This window comes from Croceicoccus gelatinilyticus (genome assembly GCF_018398395.1).
In the GTDB taxonomy this organism is placed as follows: Bacteria; Pseudomonadota; Alphaproteobacteria; order Sphingomonadales; family Sphingomonadaceae; genus Croceicoccus; species Croceicoccus gelatinilyticus.
In genome coordinates, this window is sequence record NZ_JAHCBF010000002.1 from 288,780 (window position 1) to 311,960 (window position 23,181).

A 23,181-nucleotide genomic window follows, 5' to 3' on the forward strand; every position below is an offset into this window, starting at 1 on the left:
ATGCGCGACGGCGGTTCTTCGACTTCGTGTTCCGGTTAACGGTTATGCCGTCCCAGGAAACGCGGGATGTTGAGCTCCGCGCCGTCGTCATCGTCATCCTCGCGAGTAGGCTGCTCGTCACGCGGGCGCGACAGGCTGGCCATGCGTTCGAAAAGCGTGCTGCCACCCGAAGAGGCCGGAGCCGCCGGAGCGGGCGCTGCCGGACGCGGGGCAGGCGCCGGCTGCTGCCAGCCGCCATCCACGACCGAACTGTCTTCCTGCGCGGCGGGGCGATGTTCGAACTCGTCACCGAGCACCAGCTCGTCCGAATTGTCCGAGACCTCGTCGCTCAATTCCAGCGGCAGGTCGAGCGGTTCGTCATTGGCCGAACCGAAGCCGCCGCCAACGATCTTGTGTTCGCTGTCGTCGGCCGGATCGTCGATGCCGCCGACGGGGTCGGTGACCGCGTGATCAGGCGTCGGCGCGGCTGCGACCGGTGCAGCAGGCGCAGCACCGGGGCGCATCGGGGCGCGGCCCGAACCGAGCGAGAACGGCTGCGTGCCGCCCTGCTGCTGCAACTGTTCGGTCGACTGATCGATGCCGGTGGCGACGACCGAGACGCGGATCTTGCCCGCGAGGTCGGGATTGAAGGCCGAACCCCAGATGATGTTCGCATCGGGATCGACGAGTTCGCGGATGTGGTTCGCCGCTTCGTCGACTTCCATGAGGCGCATGTCCTCGCCGCCGATGATCGAGACGATGACGCCCTTGGCGCCGGCCATCGAAACACCGTCGAGCAGCGGGTTGGCGATCGCCTTTTCCGCCGCTTCGAGAGCGCGGGAATCGCCTTCGGCCTCGCCCGTGCCCATCATTGCCTTGCCCATTTCGCCCATGACCGAACGCACGTCGGCAAAGTCGAGGTTGATGAGGCCCGGCATGACCATGAGGTCGGTGATCGAACGCACGCCCTGCTGCAGCACTTCGTCGGCCAGCCCGAAAGCTTCCTTGAAGGTTGTGTCGGGGCTGGCGACCAGGAACAGGTTCTGGTTCGGAATGACGATCAGGGTATCGACGTGCTTCTGCAGCTCTTCGATGCCGGATTCGGCGCTGCGCATGCGGCGCGAACCTTCGAACATGAAAGGCTTGGTCACGACGCCGACGGTCAGCACGCCCTTGTCACGCGCCGCCTTGGCGATGACCGGGGCTGCACCCGTGCCCGTACCGCCGCCCATGCCGGCGGCGATGAAGCACATGTGGACGCCGTCGAGCATCCGGTCGATTTCGTGCAGGGTTTCCTCTGCCGCCGCGCGGCCGACCTCTGCCCGCGAACCCGCGCCAAGACCCTGCGTGATTTCAGGCCCGAGCTGGATGCGATCTTCGGCAATCGAGTTGTTGAGGGCCTGCGCGTCGGTATTCGCGACGACGAAGTCCACACCCTCGATCTCTGCCTGGATCATGTTGGCGATGGCGTTGCCACCTGCCCCGCCGACACCGATCACGGTGATGCGCGGCCGCAGTTCTTCAACTGCTGGTGGACCGATATTGATGCTCATGAACGTCTCCGCAAAATCGCTGCGTCCAGCGTGCCCCCGAAATTGATCCCCTTTGTGCCACAGAACGAATCACCGGAGCAAAGGATTCTCATAGATTTCCACACCTCGCTGAGGGCAGGAATTCCGGCGATTCGCGACGAAGCGGCCCGCTTTGCCGACCAAGCGAAAAATCAGCCGTGCGCGGCTTTCCACGCGCCCATCGAACCAAGGTAGATATCCAGCTTTCCGAAGCCCTTGGAGGCCAGCAATCCTGCCGCGACGCTGGCCCGCATCCCGCTGGCGCACATGACGGTGTAATGCGTGTCCTTGTCGAGATCGCGCCACTTTTCGCCCAGTTCGCCGACGTAAATGTGTTCAGACCCCTCGATCGCGGTCTCGGCCCGTTCGTCCGCATCGCGCACGTCGAGCAGTTTCCACCCTGCATTGCCTTCGTTCAAACGGGCTTCGACCTCTTCGGTCACCACCGTGGCAACCCGTTCCATTTCGCGCCCTTGTGCGGCGGCCGGCACGATGCCGACATAGCCGCCGACCACGTTGTCGAGCGCGATACGCACCAGATGCTCCATGGCAGTGGCGATCTGCCCTTGATCCGATCCGACGAGCGCGATGCTCTCACCCTCGCCCACGAACCACCCCGCAAAGGCCGGGATCATGCCGACCGGAAGGCACAGCGCACCGGGGAAATGCCCCGACGCCCAAGCCAGCGGCTCGCGCACGTCGATGACGTGATCGACCTCCAGCGCCTTGAACCGGTCCAGCGACAGTACCGGCGGGGCAGTGACACGCGGCGCTGGATCGCCGCCTTCGAGGTTCAGCCGCTCCATCAGCCGGAAATAGGGCGGCTGGTAATGGTTCTCGGCAACTTTGGCCTCGATGAACGCCTCGCGGTCCAGTTGCAGGCGCGGGTTATTCGCCCGCTCGTGCCCGATGGTCGAAAACTCGCGCTCCGCCATACCAGAACCGCAGACCGAACCCGCCCCGTGCGCGGGGTAGATGATTGCCTGATCGCCCAGCGCCAGAAGCTTCTGCAGGCTGTCGTAAAGCATGCCGGAAACCTCGCGCTCCCGATCGGGGTAGAAATCGGTCCGGCCTACGTCTCCCACGAACAGCGCATCGCCCGTGAACACGCCGACCGCCCCTTGCGGGTAGGCGGTGTCGTGCAGGACGAAGGCAAGGTGGTCGAGCGTGTGGCCCGGCGTTTCCAGAACCTCGATCCGCAGTTGGCCGATCTCAAAACAATCGCCCTCGCGCGCGGTCTCGGCATAGGCGACTTCGCCTGCCGCATTGGGGCCGTGCAGCACTCTCGCGCCGGTCATTTCTGCAAGGATCGGCGCGCCGGAGACGAGATCCTCGTTCCGGTGCGTTTCGAAGATGTGGGTGATCTCCAGACCCTCTGCGCGGGCCTTTTCGACATAAATTGCGCAGTCGCGACGCGGGTCGATCACCGCCGCCTTTCCGCCCGCACCCACGATGTAGGACAAGTGCGATAGGCCGGGGGTCTTGATCTTTTCGAGCAGCAATTGATCCTCCTTCGTACCCTAAGATACGAGAAGGATCAGCACCGGTTCCGGATCAGAAGTACTCGCGGATCGCCCGCATGACACGCGCGGGCAGGTTCATCCGGCCAAAGCGCGACGTCGTCTGCCATGCCGAACCGTGGGTGCGGATATCGACCGGATCGGCCGCGGCATAGAGCACCAGACCTGCCAGCGCGGCAAACCCGGGGCGTGCGTGCGCTTCGGGAAGGCCGGTCATCTGCGGCGGGCGTCCGGTGCGCACCGGCTTGGCAAAGGCCTGCTGGACATAGTCGGCAAGGCCGGCAAGTTCCGCGCCGCCGCCGGTCAGCACGATCTGCCGCCCGCTCCCGCCGCGCCCGATGACGAAACCCATGCCTTTCAGCGCCTTGGCCACATCCTCGGTCCAGCGGCCAAGCTGGCCGTTGATGACGCTGATCAGTTCGGCGCGCTGCACTTCCTCGCCGCCGTGCTTGCCCTCTGCGCCCAGCGGGATCATCTCGCGGTGGTCAGTCGGGCTGGCGATGGCAGAGCCGTAGACGCACTTCAGGCGTTCGGCCTGCATGCGGCGAATGCCAAAGGCGGACGCGATGGCATCGGTTACGTCGTTCGAACCGTAGGGCAGCACGGATACGCCCACCAGCATTCCTCCGACATGGACCGAAACGTGGGTCACTTCCGCGCCGAAATCAACGACCGCGACGCCCAGTTCCTTTTCCTCGTCGCTGAGGCAGGCGTGGCCGCTCGCCACGGCCGCGCCGACGACGCCTTCGACCTCCAGATGCGCGTTCTGAACCGCTTCCATCAGGTTGCGGAGCGGGCCGGCCTCTGCCTCCATCACGTGGACGGCAACAGCCAGGCGCTGCGCATGAAGGCCGCGCGGGTTCGACACGCCTTGCGCGCCATCGAGGATGTAGTGCGCGGGCTGTGCGTGAAGCACGACGCGCGGTTCGCCCACTTGCGGAACGATGCGGTCGCGCGCTTCGGCCAGAAGGTATTCGACGTCGTCCTGATCGATGCGGCGGCCGCCGGTCTCGATATCGACTTCGCGGATCTCGCTCATCAATCCGGCATTGGCGCAGCCGATCCACACCGAAGAGACTTGCGTATCGGCGGCGCGTTCGGCGCGTTCGATCGCGTCGCGGATGGCGTGACTCGCCGCGTCCATGTCGGTGACATAACCGCGCCGGATGCCGTCCGCCGCTCGGTGCCCCGACCCCAGCACGATCATCTCTCCGTCCGCCGTCAGACCCGCGATCATCGCGGAAATGCGGAAGGACCCGATGTTGATCGCGCCGAAAACCTTTTCGATCCTGAGGTTCGCCATTGCCCTTAGCCCCCGTTGTCCCGCGCCGCTTCGGCGGCGAGACGCTTTGCTTCTTCGCGTGCCTTCGCCTCGTCCTGCGCGCGCCCGGGAACGCGCATGTAGACGCGGCTGGGATCGCGCATGTCGAATACCGCGACCTTGCCGCCCAGAAGGCGGTTCATGCCGTCCATCTGCGCAAAGGCGACCAGCGCCTCTGCCGACTGTTCCTCGCCCTCGGGCAGCGCCACGACCTGTCCGGTCGAGAACGTAAGGTTCCAGCGGCGATTGCCGATCCACTCGGCCCCGCGCACCTGTGTCTTCAGGGCCGGTGCTGCCTCCAGCAGGATGGCAAGATCGGCGGCCCGTTCGGCCGCGCCCTCGCCTTTTAGCACCAACATCTTTTCCGCCTTGGCCGGTGCGACCGGTTCCAGCCGGTGGCCGGTCGGGTCGATCAGGACGAAATCCTCGCCCTGCTGCAGCACCGCGTGGGGCGTGCGTTCGATGATGTCGATGACGAGCGTGTCGGGAAGCTGGCGCGAAACGCGCGCATCCGACACCCAGGCCAGCGAAACCAGCTCTTCACGCAGGTTCGCCACGTCGAGCTGAGTCATCGGCTGAGCCTGTGCTGCGATCGCGCGGCTGTAGATTTCTTCCTCGTCCATGCGGTCGACGCCGTGGACCTCGACGCGTCGGACGGCAAAGCCTGTGTCGGCGGCGAGCTTGCCGATCTTCTCGTCCGCGAACGTCGGAAAGCCGGAGATGACCGCGATGGCCCAGATAGCTGCACCGGCAACGATGACGATCAGAACCGTGAACGCCTTTTGCAGTGCGCTTTCGGAAAGCCCCAGCGCGCCGATCATGCGCGAGAACAGGCCGCCGGTCCTGGCCTTGGCCCCGGCGACTGCGCGCTTCTTGCCCTTTGCCGATGCCGCGCGGCGGACCCCCTTGCCTCCGCGCTTGATCGTGGTGCTCATACCCCCGGCTCCACCCTTGTCGCGCCGAACTTGCCGACGCGGCGGATTTCCCATTCGAGCGTCACGCCCGACTTGTCCTTCACCCGCCGGCGCACTTCCTCGCCCAGCATCTCGATGTCCGCTGCGCTCGCCTCACCCCGGTTGATGAGGAAATTGGTGTGCTTCTCGCTGACTTGCGCGTCACCGACGATCAGCCCGCGGCAGCCCGCTTCGTCCACCAGCTTCCACGCCGACGTGCCGTCGGGGTTCTTGAAGGTCGATCCGCCGGTCTTGGTGCGCAGCGGCTGCGAAGCCTCGCGCGCTTCGGAAATGCGGTCCATTTCGGCCTGGATTGCGGCAGGATCGCCGGGTTCGCCCTGCATCGTGGCCGATACGACAATCGCGCCATCGGGCAGGTCGGAATGGCGATAGGTATAGCCCATGTCGGCCAGCGACATCGTCAGCCGCGTGCCATCACGCAAGACTACGTCACACTCGGTCAGGATGTCCTTCACCTCGCGCCCGTATGCGCCGCCGTTCATCCGCACGAAGCCGCCGACAGTGCCAGGGATCGACTTCAGGAATTCCATGCCCGCAATACCCGCATCGCGCGCGGTGGAGCTGGCGAGAACCCCCGGCGTACCGCCGCCGAAACGCACGGTAGTCTCGTCCAGCACTTCGGTATCGAAGAACGGCTTGCCCAGACGGATGACAACGCCCGCAACGCCGCCGTCGCGCACGATCATGTTGGAGCCGAGCCCCAGCCCCATGACCGGCACATCGGCAGGCAGTGCGCCGAGGAAAGCGGCGAGATCGTCGGCGTCCTCGGGCTCGAACAGCAGTTCGGCCGGACCGCCGGTCTTGAACCAGATCAGCTTGGCGAGCGGCGCATCGGCAGTCAGGTCGCCGCGCGGCGCAGGCATGGTGAAAGCCCCGCTTTCCAGCGTGACCTCCAGCATGTCGCCGTTCCGGACGATCGTTGCCATCAGCCTGCGGTCCGTCCGTTCACGGCATCGGCAAGGCCCGCCGCCCACTTGGTGATGTCGCCCGCGCCAAGGCACACGACCTGATCATTGGGTTCGACCACTTGCGCCAACGTATCGGCAAGGTGCTCAGCGTTTTCGACGACGCTGACAGTGCGGTGCCCGCGATCCTTCAGCCCTGCGACAAGCGCGTCGGCATCGACACCCTCGATCGGCTTTTCGCCCGCCGGATAGACCGGGGTGACATAGACGATATCGGCATCGTTGAAGGCCTGCTGGAACTCGCTCATGTGATCGCGCAGGCGGGTGAAACGGTGCGGCTGCGCCACGGCGATGACGCGGTTGCGCGCACCTTCGCGAGCGGCGGAAAGCACGGCGCGGATTTCGACGGGGTGGTGACCATAGTCGTCGATCACGATGGCAGGTTCCGCGCCGGTCGCAATCTCGCCAACCTTGGTGAAGCGGCGCTTCACACCGGCAAAGCGCGAGAAGCCGTCCGAGATCGTCTCGTGCGCGCACTGCATTTCGAGCGCGACGGCAATCGCGGCCAGCGAGTTCTGCACGTTGTGGCGGCCCGCCATCGGCAGGTCCACGCCCTCGATCTTGTCGACATGGCCGTCGCGGTGGCGGATCGACACGTCGAACCTGTTGCCGCCGGGATAGGGCTGAACGTTTTCGCCCCGCACGTCGGCCTGCGCGGAAAAGCCGTAAGTCACCACGCGGCGGTCGCGGATCTTGGGCAGGATCGCCTGCACTTCGGGATGGTCGATGCACAGCACCGCCGCGCCGTAGAAGGGCACGTTCTCGATGAATTCGACGAAGGCGTCCTTCACCGCGTCGAAGCTGCCGTAATGGTCGAGGTGTTCGGGATCGATATTGGTGACGACCGCGATCTGCCCGTCGAGACGCAGGAAGGACCCGTCGCTCTCGTCCGCCTCGACAACCATCCAGTCGCTCTCACCCACGCGCGCGTTCGAGCCGTAGGAATTGATGATACCGCCGTTGATGACCGTCGGATCGACCCCGCCCGCATCGAGCAGCGCCGCGATCATCGAGGTCGTCGTCGTCTTGCCATGCGTACCGGCGACCGCGACCGTGCGTTTGAGGCGCATGAGTTCGGCCAGCATCTCGGCGCGGCGCACGACGGGGATACGGTTTTCGAGCGCATAGACCACTTCGGGATTGTCGCGCTTCACCGCGGTCGAGGTGACGAGGACGGCAACCCCTTCGAGGTTCTCGCCCTTCTGCCCGATCATCACCGGGATGCCCTTCTTGCGAAGCCCTTCGACGACGTAGCTTTCGTTGATGTCCGACCCCTGCACCGAATAGCCGAGGTTGTGCATCACTTCGGCAATGCCGGACATGCCGATACCGCCGATGCCGGCGAAGTGGATCGTGCCGATGTCGGTCGAAACGCCCTTCATGCGCCAACTCCTGCGGTCTGGGTGGAAGTTTCGGGCGCTGCCGACTTGCCGACGCGGATCACGTCCATCAGCGGCGCGCCGCCGAAACTTTCGACAAGGTCAGCCAGGTCCTTGGCCGCATCGGGGCGGCCGCAGTTCCAGGCCATGTGCGCGGCATTGCCCAGCGTTTCGGGGTCGGCAGCCATCGCCTCGATCTGGCGGGACAGTTCCTCGGGCGTGAACTTGTCCTGCCGGATCGAACGCGCGCCGCCCGCCTCTGCCATATCCCGCGCGTTGGCCGACTGGTGATCGTCCATGGCGCTCGGCAGCGGGATCAGGATCGCGGGGCGGCCCACGGCGGTCAGTTCAGCAATCGTCGATGCGCCCGCGCGCCCGATGAACAGGTGCGCGTCGGCAAGGCGTTCGGCCATGTCCTCGAAATAAGTGCCAAGCTCTGCAGGGATTTCGTGGCGCTTGTAGGCTTCGCGCACCGTATCGATGTCGGCGGCGCGGCACTGCTGCGTGACTTGCAACCGATGCCGAATGCTCTTGGGCAATTGCGCCAGACCGTCGGGGACGACCTTGGACAGTACCGTCGCGCCCTGGCTGCCGCCGGTGACGAGCACGCGCAGCAGGCCGTTTGCGCTGAACGCCGGATAGGGCCGATCGCGCAGTTTCAGCACTTCGGCGCGGACCGGATTGCCGACGAGATGGATCTTGTCCGCCGTGCCCGAGGGCATACGCTCAATCGTTTCGTAAGCGGTCGCGATCGCCGCGACGCTGCGGGCGAGGAAGCGGTTCACGCGGCCCAGCACCGCGTTCTGTTCATGGATCACCGACGGCACTTTGGCGGCGCGCGCGGCGAGCAGCGTGGGAAGCGCGGGGTATCCGCCGAACCCGACGACGGCGCTCGGCTCGATCTCTTTCAGAAGGCGCAGCGCCATGCTCCGCCCCTTCCAGATCGCGAGCAGCGCCTTGAAGCGGGCCAGCAATCCGCCCTGCATCCTGCCCGCAGGCAGGACGTGGACCGACAGGCCATCGGGCACGCCGGGTATCGCCTCGCCCCGGCTGTCAGTGACAAGCGCGACCTGGTGCCCGCGCGCGAGCAGCTCGCTCGCCAGCGCGAATGCGGGGATCATGTGCCCGCCGGTGCCCCCGGCGGCTAGTACGTAATGGCGCGTGACGCTCATCGCCTCAGCTAAAGTCCTTCTATCGTCTCGGCCCCTTGGGGAGCCCATCGCGCGTCAGATACGGGTTGCGCCGCGTAACCGCCAGTAGCAGCCCGACGGTAAGGCACAGCGCGATCATCGAGGAACCGCCGTACGAAATCAGCGGCAGGGTCATGCCCTTGGACGGGAACAGTTGCAGGTTCACCGCCATGTTGATGAAGGCCTGCCCGCCAAGCAGCGCCGCAAGACCCGTACCGGCCAGCAGGGTAAACAGGTCGTCCTCCCCCGAAAGCCGCCACAGGACGCGAACCACCAATGCGCAGAACAGCAAGGCGATCCCGCCAACTGCGATCAGGCCGAATTCCTCGCCGATGACCGAGAGGATATAGTCGGTATGCGCCTCGGGCAGGGCGTTCTTGCGTTCACCCATCCAGAGGCCGCGACCGAACCAGCCACCATTGGTCAGCGTTTTGTTGGCAAGATCGACCTGGCTATACGCCTCGGTCCCGCCGAGGAAGTCGTCGATACGGCGGCGCGCGTTGTCATAGAAGAAGTAGGCCGCGACGATCAGCGCGACGATGCCCCCGATCGCCCAGCCTACGCGTTGCAGCGGCAGGCCGACCGTGACGATCAGCACGAACCACACCCCGCACAACAACATGGCGGTGCCGAAGTCGGGCTGAAGCATCAGCAGGCCGACCGACACGGCAAGGATCGCACCCGACAGGGCCATGACGGGAAGCTGCGGATCGCGCACGCGCCACGACAGGATCCACGCCATCATGATCGTGAAGGCAGGCTTGTAGAATTCGGACGGCTGGAACGAGGCACCCAGCCTGATCCAGCGCCGTGCGCCGTTTATTTCCGACCCCACGAAAGGTACCGCAATCAACAGCACGAACATTCCGGCAGCCAGCAGGATCGAGAGCCTGCGCGCGGAATCGCGGGGCAATAGGCTGGCCGCGAACATCGTGGCGATGCCCATGACGAGCCACGTCAGGTGCATCCAGAAGAAGTGCAGGTCCGACAGCCGCGTTTCGGCCGTAGACAGGCGATGCGCGCTGGCTGCGCTGCCCGCGGCAACGCCGATCACGCCTGCCGTCATCAAGAGGCCGACGATGGCAAGGAGGACCTTGTCGATCTCGCGCCACCAGACGGTCAGTTCGTGCCAGCGGCCGTTGCGACGCGTGGTCGAGCGGCGGGCGATATGGACACCGCCCGCGCCGCGCTGGAAATTGCCGCCTTCGAATTGCGGAGCAAGGCTCACGATGCATCTCCCCCCAATGACCGGACCATGCTGACAAAGGCCTCCCCGCGCTTTTCGTAGTCGCGGAACTGGTCGAAACTCGCACACGCGGGGCTGAGCAGGACGACATCGCCCTCGCCCGCAGCGGCGGCAGCGGCACGCACGGCCTCTGCCATCAGTTCGGAACGCACCACTTTCGGCACGCGCCCGTCGAGCAATTCCGCAAACATCGGGCCAGCCTCGCCAATGGTATAGGCGGCCGCGACATTGCCGAGATGCGGCTCGATCTCGCCAAGGCTGTCGCCCTTGGGCAAGCCGCCGACGATCCAGTGGACGCGCGGCTTGCCGCCAACGGGCGGGAACGCGGCAAGCGCCGGGGCGGCAGAAGCCGGATTGGTCGCCTTGGAGTCGTTGACGAACAGCGCACCGCCGACAGTATCGACGCGCTCCATCCGGTGCGGCAGGCCGGGGAAGCTCTTCAGCCCCGCCTCGATCTGGTTGTCGGTCAGGCCCATGCGCCGCGCCGCGGCAACGGCGGCGCCGGCATTGCCCATGTTGTGCGGGCCCTGCAGCGCGGGCCAGTCGGCCTGATTACCGGGGATTGCCACATCCTCGATCACTACGGGCGCACGGCCATCCAGCGCGCGGGCGACGGGGCGGATCTGTTTCAGCGAGTGACGGTCGACGATGGCAAGGCCATGCCCGTGCTGAAGCTCAAACAAACGCGCTTTCGATGCGGCATAGCCGGGAAACCCCTCATCATAGCGGTCGAGGTGATCGGGCGAGATATTGAGCAATATCGCGATGTCAGCTTCAAGGCTGCGCGTCAGGTCGATCTGGTAGCTCGACAGTTCGAGCACGTAGACCCCGCCATCGGGCAGAGGCTCGGTACCAAGGATGGGAATGCCGATATTCCCGCCAAGCCGCGCCACACGCCCTGCGCTTTCCAGCAGGTGGTGGATCAGCGCGGTCGTCGTCGACTTGCCGTTGGTGCCGGTGATCGCCACCACGCCATGCGCGGGCAGAGCCTTGCGGGCCGTGGCAAACAGTTCGATGTCGCCGATCAGCGGCACGTTGGCGGTGCGGGCGATATCGGCGATGGGATGGCGGTTGATCGGCACGCCGGGTGACACGACGATGCCCTTGCAGCCTTTTACGAGTTCGGGCGTCAGTTCGGAAACGGTGCAGGCCCCGTCCGTATCGGCGAATATCTTCTCCGCCTCTTCCCGCGCGCTTTCGTTACGGTCCCACGCCACGACGCTGGCCCCGGCGCTGCACAGCGCGCGCACGGTGGCAAGGCCGCTACGTGCCAGCCCGAGCACCGCGTAGCGCGATCCTTCGAAGACCGCGCGCGGCAGGATCGAGGCCGGCTGCCCGCTCACCGAAGTTTCAATGTCGCAAGGCCGATCACCGCGAGCACGATGGCGACGATCCAGAAACGGATCACGACAGTGCTCTCGGCCCAGCCCTTCTGTTCGTAGTGGTGGTGGATCGGCGCCATGCGGAAGATGCGCTTGCCCGTCCGCTTGAACCAGAAGACCTGCACGATGACCGACACGGCCTCCAGCACGAAAAGCCCGCCGACGATCGCCAGCACGACTTCGTGGTGCGCTGCAACGGCGATCACGCCCAGCGCACCGCCAAGCGCAAGCGAACCGGTGTCGCCCATGAAGACGGCGGCAGGCGGCGCATTGAACCACAGGAAGGCAAGACCCGCACCGATGATCGCGGCACACAGGATCGCCAGTTCGCCCGCACCCTCGACGTAAGGGATGCCCAGGTACTCGGCAAAGTCGGTGCGCCCGACCAGATAGGCGATGATCGCAAACGTGCCCGATGCGATGATGACCGGCATGATCGCCAGCCCGTCCAGACCGTCGGTCAGGTTCACGGCATTGCCCGCCCCCACGATCACGAAAGCGGCAAAGACGTAATAGACTGGCCCCATCGGGATGCCGAACGTCATGAACGGCAGGTAGAGCGTGGTGTCATCGACGACGAGCCACGCGGCCAGCCCCGCGATCAGGAATTCGAAGAACAGGCGCACTTTGCCCGACAGGCCCTTGTGCGAACGCTTCGTCACCTTGTCGTAGTCATCCAGGAATCCGATCAGGCCGAATCCGACCGTCACCGCGATGCAGGCCCAGACCATGAAGCTGGTAAGGTCCATCCACAGCAGCATCGAGATCAGCAGCGAGCTCATGATCAGCAGGCCGCCCATCGTGGGCGTGCCGCGCTTGGCAAGGTGCGTCTGCGGACCATCGGCGCGGATCGGCTGGCCCTTGCCCTGGCTGACCCGCAGGTAGCCGATGAAGCGTGGGCCGATGATCATGCCGATGGTCAGCGCCGTCAGCAGGCAGGCGCCTGCGCGAAAGCTTTGATAGCGGACAAGGTTGGCCAGTCCCTCGAATTCGAAAAACTGGGCAAGCAGGTAAAGCATCGGCGCTCCTCAGCGGTGCTCTGGACAATGGCGGGCGGGCGCGAAGCCCGGACCGGAAAACGCGTAGTCCTGCAATGCGCGAAGCGGCCCGCCTTGTGAAGCGGGCCGCTGCTCATTTCCCCAGTGGGGCCGGGGAAACGGCGGCTTCACACCGCAACCGCCTCAGGCAATGCACGGTCCGTCGAACCGGCGGATTGTAGCACGAGCGCAGCACATCCCATCGAGGCACCGGCTGCGCGCATCGCGCCGAACACGGCAAGCGAGGCGCAGGCATCGCCGAAGTGCTCGCCGAGCGAGAAGCACATGCGCTGGCCCATGATCTCTGCCGTCACCAGCCATCCGCCCTCGAAACCGCCCACGGCGTCGAGCAGGCAGATGTCGGCGCTGGCCTTGCGGCCATAACCGAAGACCTGTGCGCCCGCGTCCAGCGCGGCGGCGCGCCAGCAGGCGAAATCAGGATGGTCGGCAGGAAGCACGGCGGCACCGCCGGACTGGAGAGCGGCGCCTGCGCGCATACCCTCGGCCCGCGAAAGTTCGCGTCCGCCGACGAAGATGTGCGGGCGGAGACGTTCGATCGAGACGCATTCGTCGATGTTGAAGACCGCGTGGCTGCGATCGGCGGCAAGGCCGGAAAGCGCGGCGTCGAGGCCGTCTTCCATGTTCGCTTTCAGCGCCAGACCACGGCTCGCCATGTTGAGCGCGGTGAAGATCGAGCGGCCGACCGGCGTACCGTCCATGCCGGCATGCGCGACGATCGTGGCGCGGGCCCGCGAGCGGGCGGCACGGGCAAGGCGGGCCAGCGCCTCGTCGATGTCTTCGACAAGGACATGGGGCCCTCGAACCGGGCGGGTGGTGACGACACCGACCGCGCCGCGCGCAAGGGCGGCAACCGCGTCGACTTCGCCGCGCGCGAAGTAAAGCGCGCCGGGCATCACCTTGGCCGGACTCATCGCGATGGAATGGGCCGCGAAGTCGCCATGCGCTTCGCCGCCTGTGGACAGGGCGACCGTGTGGGCACGCCACAAGGTGCGATAGGCGGTGCCGTCGCTTTCCTCGATGATGGCGCGGCGGGTGGCGGTAGGTACTGGCTGAGCGCTCATGCTGCACATTCCCTGGCTACGGTTACGTCGTCGAAAGGATGGACCCGGGCTTCTTCCCCGCGTCCGATGATCTGCCCCTGTTCATGCCCCTTGCCGGCAAGGAGGACGATGTCGCCCCGCCCCGCCTGCTTTACTGCGGCGGCGATAGCGTCACGCCGGCCCGCAATTTCCCTGATGTTGTCCGCGTCGCCTGCCCCGGCGACGATGGCTGCGCGAATGTCCGCCGGGTCTTCGCCCCGCGGATTGTCGTCGGTCACGATGGCGACGTCGGAATGGGCTGAAGCGATTTCGCCCATCGGCGCGCGCTTGCCCGTGTCGCGGTCGCCGCCCGCGCCGAATACGGTGATGAGCCTGCCCTTGGTATGCGGGCGCAGCGCGAAGATCGCGGCCTCCAGCGCATCGGGCGTGTGGGCATAATCGACATAGACCGGCGCACCCGCGCGATTGATCGCGGCGCGTTCCAGGCGCCCGCGCACCGGCTGCAGCCGCGAGAGAACGTCGAAGACTTGGCTAGCGCCCGGCCCCGCATCGCCGGCGGTCGCCAGCACGAGGCCCGCGGCGACAAGCGCATTCGCGGCCTGATAGGCGCCGATCAGCGGCAGCGAGACCTTGTATTCCTCGCCCATGCAGGAAAGCTTGAGAACCTGCCCAAGTTCGGTCGGCGTACGTTCGAGCAGGCGGATCCCGTAGTCCGCGGCATCCGCCTGCTCGCCCACTTCGAACACGCGAAGACCCCGCCGTGTCGCGTGTTCGCAAGCCGCGCCGGAGCGCGGATCGTCCATCCAGATCACGGCCGATCCGCCATCCGAGACGACCTCGTCGAAGAGGCGCATCTTGGCGGCGAAATAGGCCTCCATGTCGGCGTGATAATCCAGATGGTCGCGGGAAAGGTTGGTGAAGGCGCCGGCTGCGACCTGCAGCCCTTCGTTGCGATACTGGGAAAGACCGTGGCTGGACGCTTCATAGGCGACGTGGGTGACGCCTTCGCGGGCCAGACCGGTCATATTCGACAGGAACGTCACGATGTCGGGCGTGGTAAGGCCGGTCGAAACGCTCGCATCGGGCGTGGTGACGCCCAGCGTGCCGATGGAGGCCGCCGAATTGCCGCACATGCGCCAGATCTGGCGGGTCATCTCGACCGTGCTGGTCTTGCCGTTAGTGCCGGTGACGGCAACGACGGTGCGCGGCGTCGGGGTAAAGAACTGCGCCGCCAGCTTGGCAAAGGCGCGGCGCGGATCGGCATCGGCGATGTGGATCGCGCCTTCGACGCTCGCCTCTGGGCGTGCGACGACCGCGATCGCGCCATCCTTGATCGCCGCCGGAATGAAATCCTCGCCGTTGACGGTGCTGCCCTGAAACGCACCGAACACCGTGCCGGGCGCGACCTTGCGGTTGTCGATGGCAAAGCCGGTGACGTCGGCATCGCCCGATACGGTCAGGCCGGCGCGTTGGGCGAGCGTGGAGAGCTTCATCAGTGATTGCCCCCCTTGTCGATCAGCGGGCGCAGGTCGGTCAGGTCGATTTCGCGGCTTTCATCGGGATAGACGCCCAGCATCGGGCCGATGCGCGGGACGATACGGCCGACAGCGGCTGCCGCGTTCCACGCTGCCGTGCGCTGGTAGCTGGTGGCCGCAGTGCCCTGCGGTTCGTCAAACATGGTCACGATGACATAACGGGGGTTATCCATCGGGAAGGCCGCTGCGAAGTTCGTAATGAGCTTGGTGCGCTGATAGCCGTTCTTGCCGGGCTTTTCGGCCGAACCGGTCTTGCCGCCAAGGCGGAATCCCGGCGCGTCTGCCTTGCGGCCCGTGCCGTCGGTAACGATCAGGCGCAACATCTGGCGCATGCGGGCGCTGGTCGCTTCCTTGAAGACGCGGCGACCTTCGGGGACTTCGTTCGGAGCCAGCTTCTTCAGCGTTGCCGGACGCCACACGCCGCCATTGACCATCGCGGCATAGGCGCTGGCAAGGTGCAGCGGGGTGACCGAAAGGCCGTGGCCAAAGCCCACGGTCATCGTCGTCAGGCGCGGCCATTCGCCGCTGTGCCAGATGGGAAAGCCGCGCGCAGGCAATTCGATGTAGGGACGCTCGTTGAACCCGAGCAGCTCCATCTTGGCCTTCATCCGCTTGCTGCCGATTTCGTCCGCGATCTGCGCAGTGCCGATGTTCGACGAATGCATCAGGATTTCGGGCACATTGATGTTCTGCCCGACGATGTGGCTGTCGCTGATGGAGAAACGGCCGACCCGCAGCGGCTTACCTGCCGGATAAGTGCGACCGACGTTCGTGATCGTCCCCGCGTCCAGCGCCGCCGCCACGGTCAGCGGCTTGAACGTCGAACCGAGTTCGAAGACCTGGTTGGTCACCCGGTTGAACATCAGCTCCATGCCCTTCTCATCGATATGATTGGGGTTGAAGCTGGGCAGCGAGGCGAGCGCGATCACTTCGCCGGTATCGACGTCGAGCACGATGCCGCCCGCGCCCTTGGCCTGGGCCAGACCCATGCCGCGCAGCAGTTCATCCTCGAGCGCGGCCTGAACGCGCGAATCGATGGCCAGCACCTGTTCGGTGCCACGGGTCGAGGGATCAGTGAGGGAGGTGTTGAAGACATCCTCCATCCCGACGCGGCCCTTCCCGTCTGCTCCGACATAGCCGAGGACGTGGGCGGCAAGGTTGCCTTCGGGGTAATAGCGGCTGGGCTCGGCAGGAGGCGACAGCGCGGGTTCGCCGATCTCGAAGACGCGGTTGGCTTCTTCGGGAAGGATGCGGCGGCGCAGGTACTGGCCCTTGCCCGACGCGAGGCGCTTTTCGAGGTCCGCCTCGTCCATGTCAGGGAAGATCGCAACCAGCTTCTTTGCCACTTCGCGCGGCGAACGGGTCAGCGGGTCGCCGCCTTCCATCGCCTTGGGATTGAACCACAGGGCATAGGACTTGAAGTCGCGCGCCAGCGGCACGCCGTTGCGGTCCACGATCATGCCGCGATCGGGCAGCAGCGCGTCACCGGCAGGGGTAAGCCCGCCCGAACCACCGAAGAAACCCATCATCGTGACGCGCAGGACCAGGACCGCTGTCGCCAGCGCAAAGACGAAGGCGATCAGCGCGACGCGCTTGCGCGCCATCGTCAGGGTAGAAGCGCGAAGATCCGCACGGCGCCCCGGCGATGCCTGGGATGCCTGCGGAGTTGCCTGCCGTGCGCGGTGCCGGTGGGCGGGCCCGGTCAGGCCCTGAGCCGTTCCGAGCGGTATCGATGCCATTAGCGCTGTTCCCCGATCACGGAGTCGATGTCGAACCGCTCTGCAAAGGAAGCGGCGCGTTCGGCCTTTTCTTCCTTGGCTGCGGTGGGTTTAAGGGCGGCGGGCTTGGCCTTGCCGGTGTCGCGCGCGACGAGCTGGCGCATCATCTTGGGCGCTTCGGCCGCGGCAAGGCGGACCGGAAGGTCGGCCTTGGCCTTGTCGGGGTCCCCCTTCAGCTTGACCGGCCCTGCAACCTCGGCGCTCGCCATGCGGACGGGCGCGGCTTCCTCGCTCTCGGCCATGACTTCGGCGGCATCGGCCATGCGGATCGGCGCGGCCTCGATGATGTCGACCGGCTTGCCCAGCATGGCGAGCTGCGCCTGACCGTCGAGGAACTGGCTCGCCTTGGGGGCGACGTAGCCGAATTCGACCTCGTTCCAGCGGACCAGCTGCTGCTGGCGCGCGCGGGTCTGGAATTCGGTTTCGAGCACCGCGATCCGCTGCTTCGTCGCAAGGATCGACTTTTCCGTTTCCGCGATCTGGCTGTTCACCGCCTTGACCTGCAGCGTCAGCGCCAGCGCCAGCGCAAGGGCAAGCGCCACCGCACCGGTCCAGAGCAGGGAATGCAGGCGGGCGCGGTTGGTCATGCTGAGATCCTCTCGGCTTCGGGGCGGGCGGGTGCGGCGGTGCGGATGGCGGAGCGCAGCACGGCGGATCGTGCGCGCGGATTGCGGTCGAGCTCGGCCTTGCCGGCGCGGACCGCCTTGGCAGGCTTGCGGAAGACCGGCTGATGCGACGGGCCGACATCAGGCATGTGGCGCGAAGGCGCCGCGCCCGAGTTCGAGGCATCGCGCAGGAACCGCTTCACGATGCGGTCTTCAAGGCTGTGGAAGCTGACGACGGCAAGGTGCCCGCCATCCTTCAGCAGGGCCTCGGACGCGGAAAGTGCGGCTTCGAGTTCGTCGAGTTCGCCGTTCACGTGAATGCGAATGGCCTGGAAGCTGCGGGTCGCCGGGTCCTTCGGCGCGCCGGGGCGATAGCCGAGCGCCTTGCGCACGACATTGGCAAGCTGGCCGGTCGTTTCCAGCGGGCGCGCGGCGACGATGGCACGGGCCACGCGGCGCGACTGACGTTCCTCACCATACTGGAACAGGACGTCGGCAATCGTTTCCTCTGCCGCCGTGTTCAGGAAATCGGCCGCGCTTTCGCCTTCCTGGCTCATGCGCATGTCGAGAGGGCCGTCGGACGAGAAGGCAAAGCCCCGTCCGGCCTGGTCAAGCTGCATTGAGGAGACGCCGATATCCATGACGACTCCATCCACTGCCGCCACACCAGCTTCGTGCATTGCGTCGAGCATTTCGGAAAAGCGACGGGGGTGGAGCACGAGGCGCGGGTTATCCCCCGCGGTTTCTTCCCACTTGCGCGCAGCGGCAATCGCGTCAGGATCGCGATCGAACCCGTGGACGGTGGCGCCCGCGTCCAGAAGCGCGCGGGTATAGCCGCCCGCACCGAACGTCGCGTCGATGATGACGCTGCCGGGTTTCGGGTCGAGAGCTTCGACCACTTCGTCGAGAAGCACAGGAATGTGCGGAGCGGCGGTCACTTGCGGCCCCGCTTCGGCTTGTCGGCATCGGCCATCAGCGCCTTGCACGCAGCCTTTGCAGCCGCCCAGTCGTCGCCCATTTCCATGAGCTTTGCCGGGTTCCAGATCGTGAAGAAGGCGCCGCCGCCCTGGAAGAACACCTTATCCTCCAACGCGCCGAGTTCGGCGAGGTATTCGGGCACGATGAAGCGGCCCGAATCGTCGAAGGGCACTTCCATGAAGCCGTAGAGCTGCGCGGAGCGGGTATCGCGGTCGAAGTCCTTTTCAAGACGGATCGCGCGCTCTTCCTCGCGGTCGAGCTGTTCGTCGAGCTCGTCCATGCGGGAAAGGCCAAAGCCGGTCAGGCAGTCCCAGCGTTCATGCTTGGCGATGCAGAGGACCTTGGTGTCGTGCGAGCTGTCGCGCACGACCTTGCGGAACGCGGGAGGCAGCACGAGGCGTCCCTTTTCGCCGCGAAGCGAAAAGCCCTGCCCTCGATAGCTGAATGGCCGTCCCGCCACGTGATCCCCGAAACTCGAAATTGGTCCCCGCGAAACACACGTCTCCCCCGTACCCGGCCGCGCCCTAGCGCTGCCCGGCACGCCCCCTGCGGGCGCGGCAAATCATGCGTTCCATGAATGACGGAAGTAATACCTCGGACTTATCGGGGATGAAAGGGGAAATTACGGGAAAATACGTTTCATCCGATAGAAACGGTGGAAATCCGTAAGTCTGACGCCCTTTTCATAGTCGCAGAATCGCCCATTACGGACCTCGATTCAAGCGCAATCCCGTGTTTTCCCGTGAGAATCGCCGCACTTTCCCGTGCCATTCCCGCACCGTCCCCGAATCGTGGGCCTTGGCCCGCAGTTTCCCCGGATCAGGGCGCTGCAGGCGGTGTCGCGGCAGCTTCGATCAGGCCTAGGAGCAGCGAATCCCCGCCCTCTCCCGCATGATCCCCGTCGGCGAGGAATGTCGCGTCGGCCAGCAGCATCACCTTGCCCGTCCCGACATTGCACCTTGCGAACAGCCCTTCGCCGTCGAGGTGGCAGCGGCTTTCGTGGCCGGTCTCGGTCAGTTCGAACAGGCCGCCTTCCTCCACCTGGAAGGTGCGGCCATTCCAGTTGCCCGCATAAGGCTCGCGCTCGTCATGGATCAGCTTCAGGCCCCAGCGGCCGAGGATGGGGGACAGCATGGCAATCGCCTCGGGCCGGCGCCTGTCGCCGAAACCGTAGGAGGAATGCACGTCCAGCATCGGATCGACGATCAGCACGACCCTGCCGCCGCCCCGCACGAAATTGTCGAGCGCGACGTTCTCGTCACCCGACAGGGCGCGCGGCTGCGCCATCAGCAGGATGCCACTTTCGGGAAGCGCGGTCAGCGTATCGAGCGGCTTGAGATCATAGCGCGTTTCAAGCGCGGTGCGCGCCCAGTGGGTCTGCGCATCGCCCGAAAGCATGTCGCCCACACCGCCTTCGGACCAGTAGATCGGCAGGCTGGTGAACAGCAGCAGGTCTTCACGATCTGCGACCGGCGCGCTCGCCTCACTTGCATTCGGGGATGGTGCGGGATCACCCGGCTGGGCCGAACAGGCGACCAGCGCGAGTGCGGCGAAAACGGGGGCCAGCTTCACGCCTTGAAAACCGATCTCACTGGCCGGGTTCGGGCAGTTCTTCGTCGATCACTTCGGGCGGCATCTGCTCTGCCGGAAGATCGGGGACGATGATCGGCTTCGTCTGTTCGCCGGGAAGCTCGGGCGCAACGCCGATGTCGACCAGCGGATCCTTGGCCGGTTCGTTGCCTTCATCCTGCGCCATCTGGCCCGCCGGATCATCGGCCTGCTGCGCGGTCTGCAGGATGGAACTGGCAATCGCGACGATCAGCAGCACCATGAGCAATCCGCCCACGCCCACCTTGAGGCGATACATCGCCTCTTCCCGCGTGCCCATCAGGCCCGACGGTTGTGGAGTGGTGATGCGTGCCACGGGCCTTCCTTACGCTTTCAGCCAGGGGAAGACGGGCAGGCCCTTCTTCTCCAGCCACTCGGCATTGTAGAGGCTCGACAGATAGCGGAAGCCGGTGTCGCACAGGATCGTCGCGACGCGCGCCGGACGGCCATGCTTTTCTGTCAGCATCCGGCCCAGCAGGACCGCACCCGCGACGTTGATGCCGCTCGACAGGCCAAGGCACAGGCCCTCTTCGGACAGCAGACGGCGCACCCATTCGAGGCCTTCCTCGTCCGAAATGCGGAACTGCGTATCGACCGGCGCATCTTCAAGGTTCGCAGTGATCCGCCCCTGCCCGATGCCCTCAGCCACCGAAGACCCTTCGGACTTAAGCTCGCCATGGGCGTAATATTCAAAAAGCGCAGCGCCGTGCGGGTCGGACAGGGCGATAGTGACGTTCTCGTCCTTTTCCTTCAGCCCCATGCCCACGCCCGCAAGCGTGCCGCCGGTGCCGACCGCGCAGGTAAAGCCGTCGATGCGGCCTTCCATCTGCTCCCAGATCTCGGGCGCGGTGGAATCAATGTGCGAACGGCGGTTGGCGATATTGTCGAACTGGTTGGCCCAGACCGCGTTCTCCGTCTCCTCGGCAATACGGCGCGAGGTGTGGACGAAGTGCCCGGGGTTCGAGAACGGCGCGGCGGGAACGGTGACGAGTTCGGCACCCAGCGCGCGCAGCGTATCCATCTTCTCGCGGCTTTGCGTTTCGGGCATGACGATGACCGTCTTGTAGCCCAACGCATTGGCGACAAGCGCGATGCCGATGCCGGTATTGCCTGCCGTGCCCTCGACGATCGTGCCGCCGGGCTTCAGCACGCCGCGCTTTTCCGCGTCGCGCACGATCCACAGCGCCGCGCGGTCCTTCACCGACGCGCCGGGGTTGGCGAATTCGCACTTGCCGAAGATGTCGCAGCCAGCAGCCTTGCTGGGCCCTTCGAGACGGACGAGCGGCGTATTGCCGATGAGAGAAAGTGTATCAGGTAGCGTGTTCATTATGCCGCGAGAGGTAGGACGCGAAACCTGTCGGGGCAATGAAGAAAAGCTTGGGATGCCTATTCGCGTGCTGCCCGAAGCGCAGCGCCCGCGGCAAAGGGGCTTAGCGCCACGAGCACGAGACTGGCCGCGCCGGTCAGGGCAAGCCCGCCTTCACCGCCCGTCGACAGGCTGCCCGCGCCGAAGATCAGCAGCGGCACGGCGAGCGGCAGGATGAGCAGCCCCGCCAGTGCCGCCCCGCCGCGCAGGCCTGCCGTCACCGCCGCGACTGCCACGCCCAGTGCCGCCAGCCCCGGCGTGCCGGCCAGGAGGCCGAGTTCCAATGTCAGCAACTGCTCACCCGACAACCCCAGCAGAACTGCCGCGATGGGCGTTGCCAGCATCAGCGGCACGGCAAAGCAGAGCCAGTGCGCAAGGATGCGGACCGCACAGATCCATTCCTCGGCAAGACCCCGCAGCGCCCATTGGTCGAAGAATCCGGCCTCAAGATCAGGCTCCACCAACCGGTCCAGCGGCAGGATCGCGGCCAGCAGCGCCGCCACCCAGACCACGCCGCCACCGGTGCGCGCCAGCAATTGTCCGTCCGGCCCCACCGCGAAGGGATAGAGCATGGCAACCGCAAGGAAGAACAGGATCGGCAAGAGCGCCCCGCCCCTGCGGCCACCGCCGAGCAGGAGCACGACGTCGCGTTTGAGGATCGCCCAAATCATGCCCGAAATCTCATAGGACGAACTCCGCCAGTTCGAGCCGCTTCAACCCCGGCACCGCGACAGGCTGGTGTGAGGCGAGCACGCACAGCCCACCATCGGCGCAATGCTGCGCCACCAGCTTCTCGACCACGGCGACAGACGCGGTGTCGAGCCCGTTCAGCGGTTCGTCCAGCAGCCAGACCGGCGAGCCTTGCGCGATTGTGCGGGCCAGCGCCGCGCGCTTCCTTTGCCCCGTCGACAGGTACCGCACCGGCACGTCGAGCAGGTCGTGCAGGCCCACCTCGGTCAGCACCGTGTCCAGCCGCCCGGCCGGTGTCGCATCGACCTCGCGCCAGAAATCGAGCGCGCGGCCCAGCGGCAAGTGTGTGTCGAGCGCGGGCCTTTCGTCCAACAGCGCCATCGCGCCTTCGCGCTCCACCTCGCCCGCGAACGGGCGCATCAGTCCGGCAAGGATGCGCATCAGGCTCGATTTGCCGATGCCGTTCGCGCCCGCCAGGTGCAGCGCCTCGCCCGCCTCCACCGCCAGCGACAGGCGCGCGAACAGCAGCCTTTCGCCGCGGCGGCAGGCTATGTCGGTTGCGCGAAGAAAGGCACGGGTCGCATTCATCGAAACGCTGCCCTATGGGATCGCGCGAGACCTGCCAAGTTGCAGGACAGAACTTGAGAACAGCGGAGAGAGACATGGTGGCACGGATCGAAGGCGAAGCACTGCACGCGGCAGTGGCCGACCTCAACGGCTGGGAGCTGCGCGATGACCTGCTGGCGATCGAGCGCAAGTTCAAATTCGCCGACTTCGTCCAGGCCTTCGGCTTCATGGCCCGCGTCGCGATCCTCGCTGAAAAGGCGGACCATCACCCCGAGTGGTTCAACGTCTACAACCGCGTCGAAGTCACGCTGACGACGCACGATGCGGATGGCGTCTCGCAGCGCGACATCGACCTTGCGAACGCGATCGAGGGACTGCTCTGATCATGCGCGATTTGCGCGAAAGGCGCTAATCTGGTCCACTTGGCCC

The 23,181-nt window shown here is 65.8% G+C and carries 22 protein-coding genes; 1 reads left to right on the top strand and 21 read right to left on the bottom strand.

The features are described 5' to 3' along the window. Positions 1 to 35 precede the first annotated feature (35 nt). From ftsZ to ccmA, 21 genes are all read right to left on the bottom strand, one after another. Positions 36 to 1,532: a cell division protein FtsZ gene (ftsZ, locus tag KIH45_RS05220; RefSeq protein ID WP_213174952.1), complete on the bottom strand. Its 1,497-nt coding sequence runs from the start codon at positions 1,530 to 1,532 to the stop codon at positions 36 to 38. A gap of 170 nt (positions 1,533 to 1,702) precedes the next feature. Then, the gene (locus KIH45_RS05225) at positions 1,703 to 3,052 is read right to left on the bottom strand and encodes an MBL fold metallo-hydrolase (protein WP_213174953.1); all 1,350 of its coding nucleotides are present in this window, start codon (positions 3,050 to 3,052) and stop codon (positions 1,703 to 1,705) included. Between the two features lie 52 nt (positions 3,053 to 3,104). After that, positions 3,105 to 4,373, bottom strand: coding sequence for a cell division protein FtsA (ftsA, locus tag KIH45_RS05230; protein ID WP_213174954.1), 1,269 nt, complete (start codon positions 4,371 to 4,373; stop codon positions 3,105 to 3,107). Between the two features lie 5 nt (positions 4,374 to 4,378). After that, positions 4,379 to 5,326: a cell division protein FtsQ/DivIB gene (locus tag KIH45_RS05235; protein ID WP_213174955.1), complete on the bottom strand. Its 948-nt coding sequence runs from the start codon at positions 5,324 to 5,326 to the stop codon at positions 4,379 to 4,381. Further along, positions 5,323 to 6,264, bottom strand: a complete 942-nt coding sequence (gene murB / locus KIH45_RS05240) for a UDP-N-acetylmuramate dehydrogenase (RefSeq protein ID WP_420481925.1) — start codon at positions 6,262 to 6,264, stop codon at positions 5,323 to 5,325. The genes KIH45_RS05235 and murB overlap by 4 nt, the downstream gene beginning before the upstream one ends. Positions 6,265 to 6,290: 26 nt before the next feature. Beyond that, entirely contained in the window at positions 6,291 to 7,712 is a 1,422-nt protein-coding gene (murC, locus tag KIH45_RS05245; protein WP_213174956.1) for a UDP-N-acetylmuramate--L-alanine ligase, read from the bottom strand. After that, the gene (gene murG / locus KIH45_RS05250) at positions 7,709 to 8,881 is read right to left on the bottom strand and encodes an undecaprenyldiphospho-muramoylpentapeptide beta-N-acetylglucosaminyltransferase (RefSeq protein WP_213174957.1); all 1,173 of its coding nucleotides are present in this window, start codon (positions 8,879 to 8,881) and stop codon (positions 7,709 to 7,711) included. The genes murC and murG overlap by 4 nt, the downstream gene beginning before the upstream one ends. Positions 8,882 to 8,900: 19 nt before the next feature. Next, positions 8,901 to 10,127 (bottom strand): FtsW/RodA/SpoVE family cell cycle protein, encoded by a 1,227-nt coding sequence (locus tag KIH45_RS05255; protein ID WP_337925405.1) that lies wholly within the window; start codon positions 10,125 to 10,127, stop codon positions 8,901 to 8,903. Further along, positions 10,124 to 11,488: a UDP-N-acetylmuramoyl-L-alanine--D-glutamate ligase gene (murD, locus tag KIH45_RS05260; RefSeq protein WP_337925406.1), complete on the bottom strand. Its 1,365-nt coding sequence runs from the start codon at positions 11,486 to 11,488 to the stop codon at positions 10,124 to 10,126. The genes KIH45_RS05255 and murD overlap by 4 nt, the downstream gene beginning before the upstream one ends. Continuing rightward, positions 11,485 to 12,546 (bottom strand): phospho-N-acetylmuramoyl-pentapeptide-transferase, encoded by a 1,062-nt coding sequence (mraY, locus tag KIH45_RS05265; protein ID WP_213174958.1) that lies wholly within the window; start codon positions 12,544 to 12,546, stop codon positions 11,485 to 11,487. Before mraY ends, murD begins: the two co-directional genes overlap by 4 nt. Positions 12,547 to 12,692: 146 nt before the next feature. Beyond that, positions 12,693 to 13,646: a UDP-N-acetylmuramoyl-tripeptide--D-alanyl-D-alanine ligase gene (locus tag KIH45_RS05270; protein WP_213174959.1), complete on the bottom strand. Its 954-nt coding sequence runs from the start codon at positions 13,644 to 13,646 to the stop codon at positions 12,693 to 12,695. Beyond that, on the bottom strand, positions 13,643 to 15,118 hold the full coding sequence (locus KIH45_RS05275) for a UDP-N-acetylmuramoyl-L-alanyl-D-glutamate--2,6-diaminopimelate ligase (protein WP_213174960.1): 1,476 nt from the start codon (positions 15,116 to 15,118) through the stop codon (positions 13,643 to 13,645). Before KIH45_RS05275 ends, KIH45_RS05270 begins: the two co-directional genes overlap by 4 nt. Continuing rightward, positions 15,118 to 16,764, bottom strand: a complete 1,647-nt coding sequence (locus KIH45_RS05280; RefSeq protein ID WP_225899727.1) for a peptidoglycan D,D-transpeptidase FtsI family protein — start codon at positions 16,762 to 16,764, stop codon at positions 15,118 to 15,120. Before KIH45_RS05280 ends, KIH45_RS05275 begins: the two co-directional genes overlap by 1 nt. 134 nt (positions 16,765 to 16,898) lie before the next feature. Beyond that, the gene (locus KIH45_RS05285; RefSeq protein WP_213174962.1) at positions 16,899 to 17,525 is read right to left on the bottom strand and encodes a hypothetical protein; all 627 of its coding nucleotides are present in this window, start codon (positions 17,523 to 17,525) and stop codon (positions 16,899 to 16,901) included. Next, positions 17,522 to 18,481 carry a 16S rRNA (cytosine(1402)-N(4))-methyltransferase RsmH gene (gene rsmH, locus KIH45_RS05290; RefSeq protein WP_213174963.1) on the bottom strand — a complete coding sequence of 320 codons (960 nt, stop codon included), beginning with the start codon at positions 18,479 to 18,481 and terminating at the stop codon, positions 17,522 to 17,524. Before rsmH ends, KIH45_RS05285 begins: the two co-directional genes overlap by 4 nt. After that, complete coding sequence (locus KIH45_RS05295) at positions 18,478 to 18,981, bottom strand: division/cell wall cluster transcriptional repressor MraZ (RefSeq protein WP_213174964.1); 504 nt, start codon at positions 18,979 to 18,981, stop codon at positions 18,478 to 18,480. Before KIH45_RS05295 ends, rsmH begins: the two co-directional genes overlap by 4 nt. Before the next feature lie 359 nt (positions 18,982 to 19,340). Then, positions 19,341 to 20,093 carry a Gldg family protein gene (locus tag KIH45_RS05300; RefSeq protein WP_213174965.1) on the bottom strand — a complete coding sequence of 251 codons (753 nt, stop codon included), beginning with the start codon at positions 20,091 to 20,093 and terminating at the stop codon, positions 19,341 to 19,343. Between the two features lie 16 nt (positions 20,094 to 20,109). Continuing rightward, the gene (locus tag KIH45_RS05305) at positions 20,110 to 20,445 is read right to left on the bottom strand and encodes a hypothetical protein (protein ID WP_213174966.1); all 336 of its coding nucleotides are present in this window, start codon (positions 20,443 to 20,445) and stop codon (positions 20,110 to 20,112) included. 9 nt (positions 20,446 to 20,454) lie between these two features. Then, a complete protein-coding gene (locus tag KIH45_RS05310; RefSeq protein WP_213174967.1) occupies positions 20,455 to 21,456 on the bottom strand; it encodes a cysteine synthase A in 1,002 nt (333 codons plus the stop codon). Positions 21,457 to 21,515: 59 nt separating this feature from the next. Then, positions 21,516 to 22,166: a heme exporter protein CcmB gene (gene ccmB, locus KIH45_RS05315; RefSeq protein WP_213174968.1), complete on the bottom strand. Its 651-nt coding sequence runs from the start codon at positions 22,164 to 22,166 to the stop codon at positions 21,516 to 21,518. Between the two features lie 10 nt (positions 22,167 to 22,176). After that, positions 22,177 to 22,773, bottom strand: coding sequence for a heme ABC exporter ATP-binding protein CcmA (gene ccmA / locus KIH45_RS05320; protein WP_213174969.1), 597 nt, complete (start codon positions 22,771 to 22,773; stop codon positions 22,177 to 22,179). Between the two features lie 74 nt (positions 22,774 to 22,847). On the opposite strand from ccmA, the gene KIH45_RS05325 reads away from it, so the two are divergent. Continuing rightward, entirely contained in the window at positions 22,848 to 23,135 is a 288-nt protein-coding gene (locus KIH45_RS05325) for a 4a-hydroxytetrahydrobiopterin dehydratase (protein ID WP_213174970.1), read from the top strand. Positions 23,136 to 23,181 lie beyond the last annotated feature (46 nt).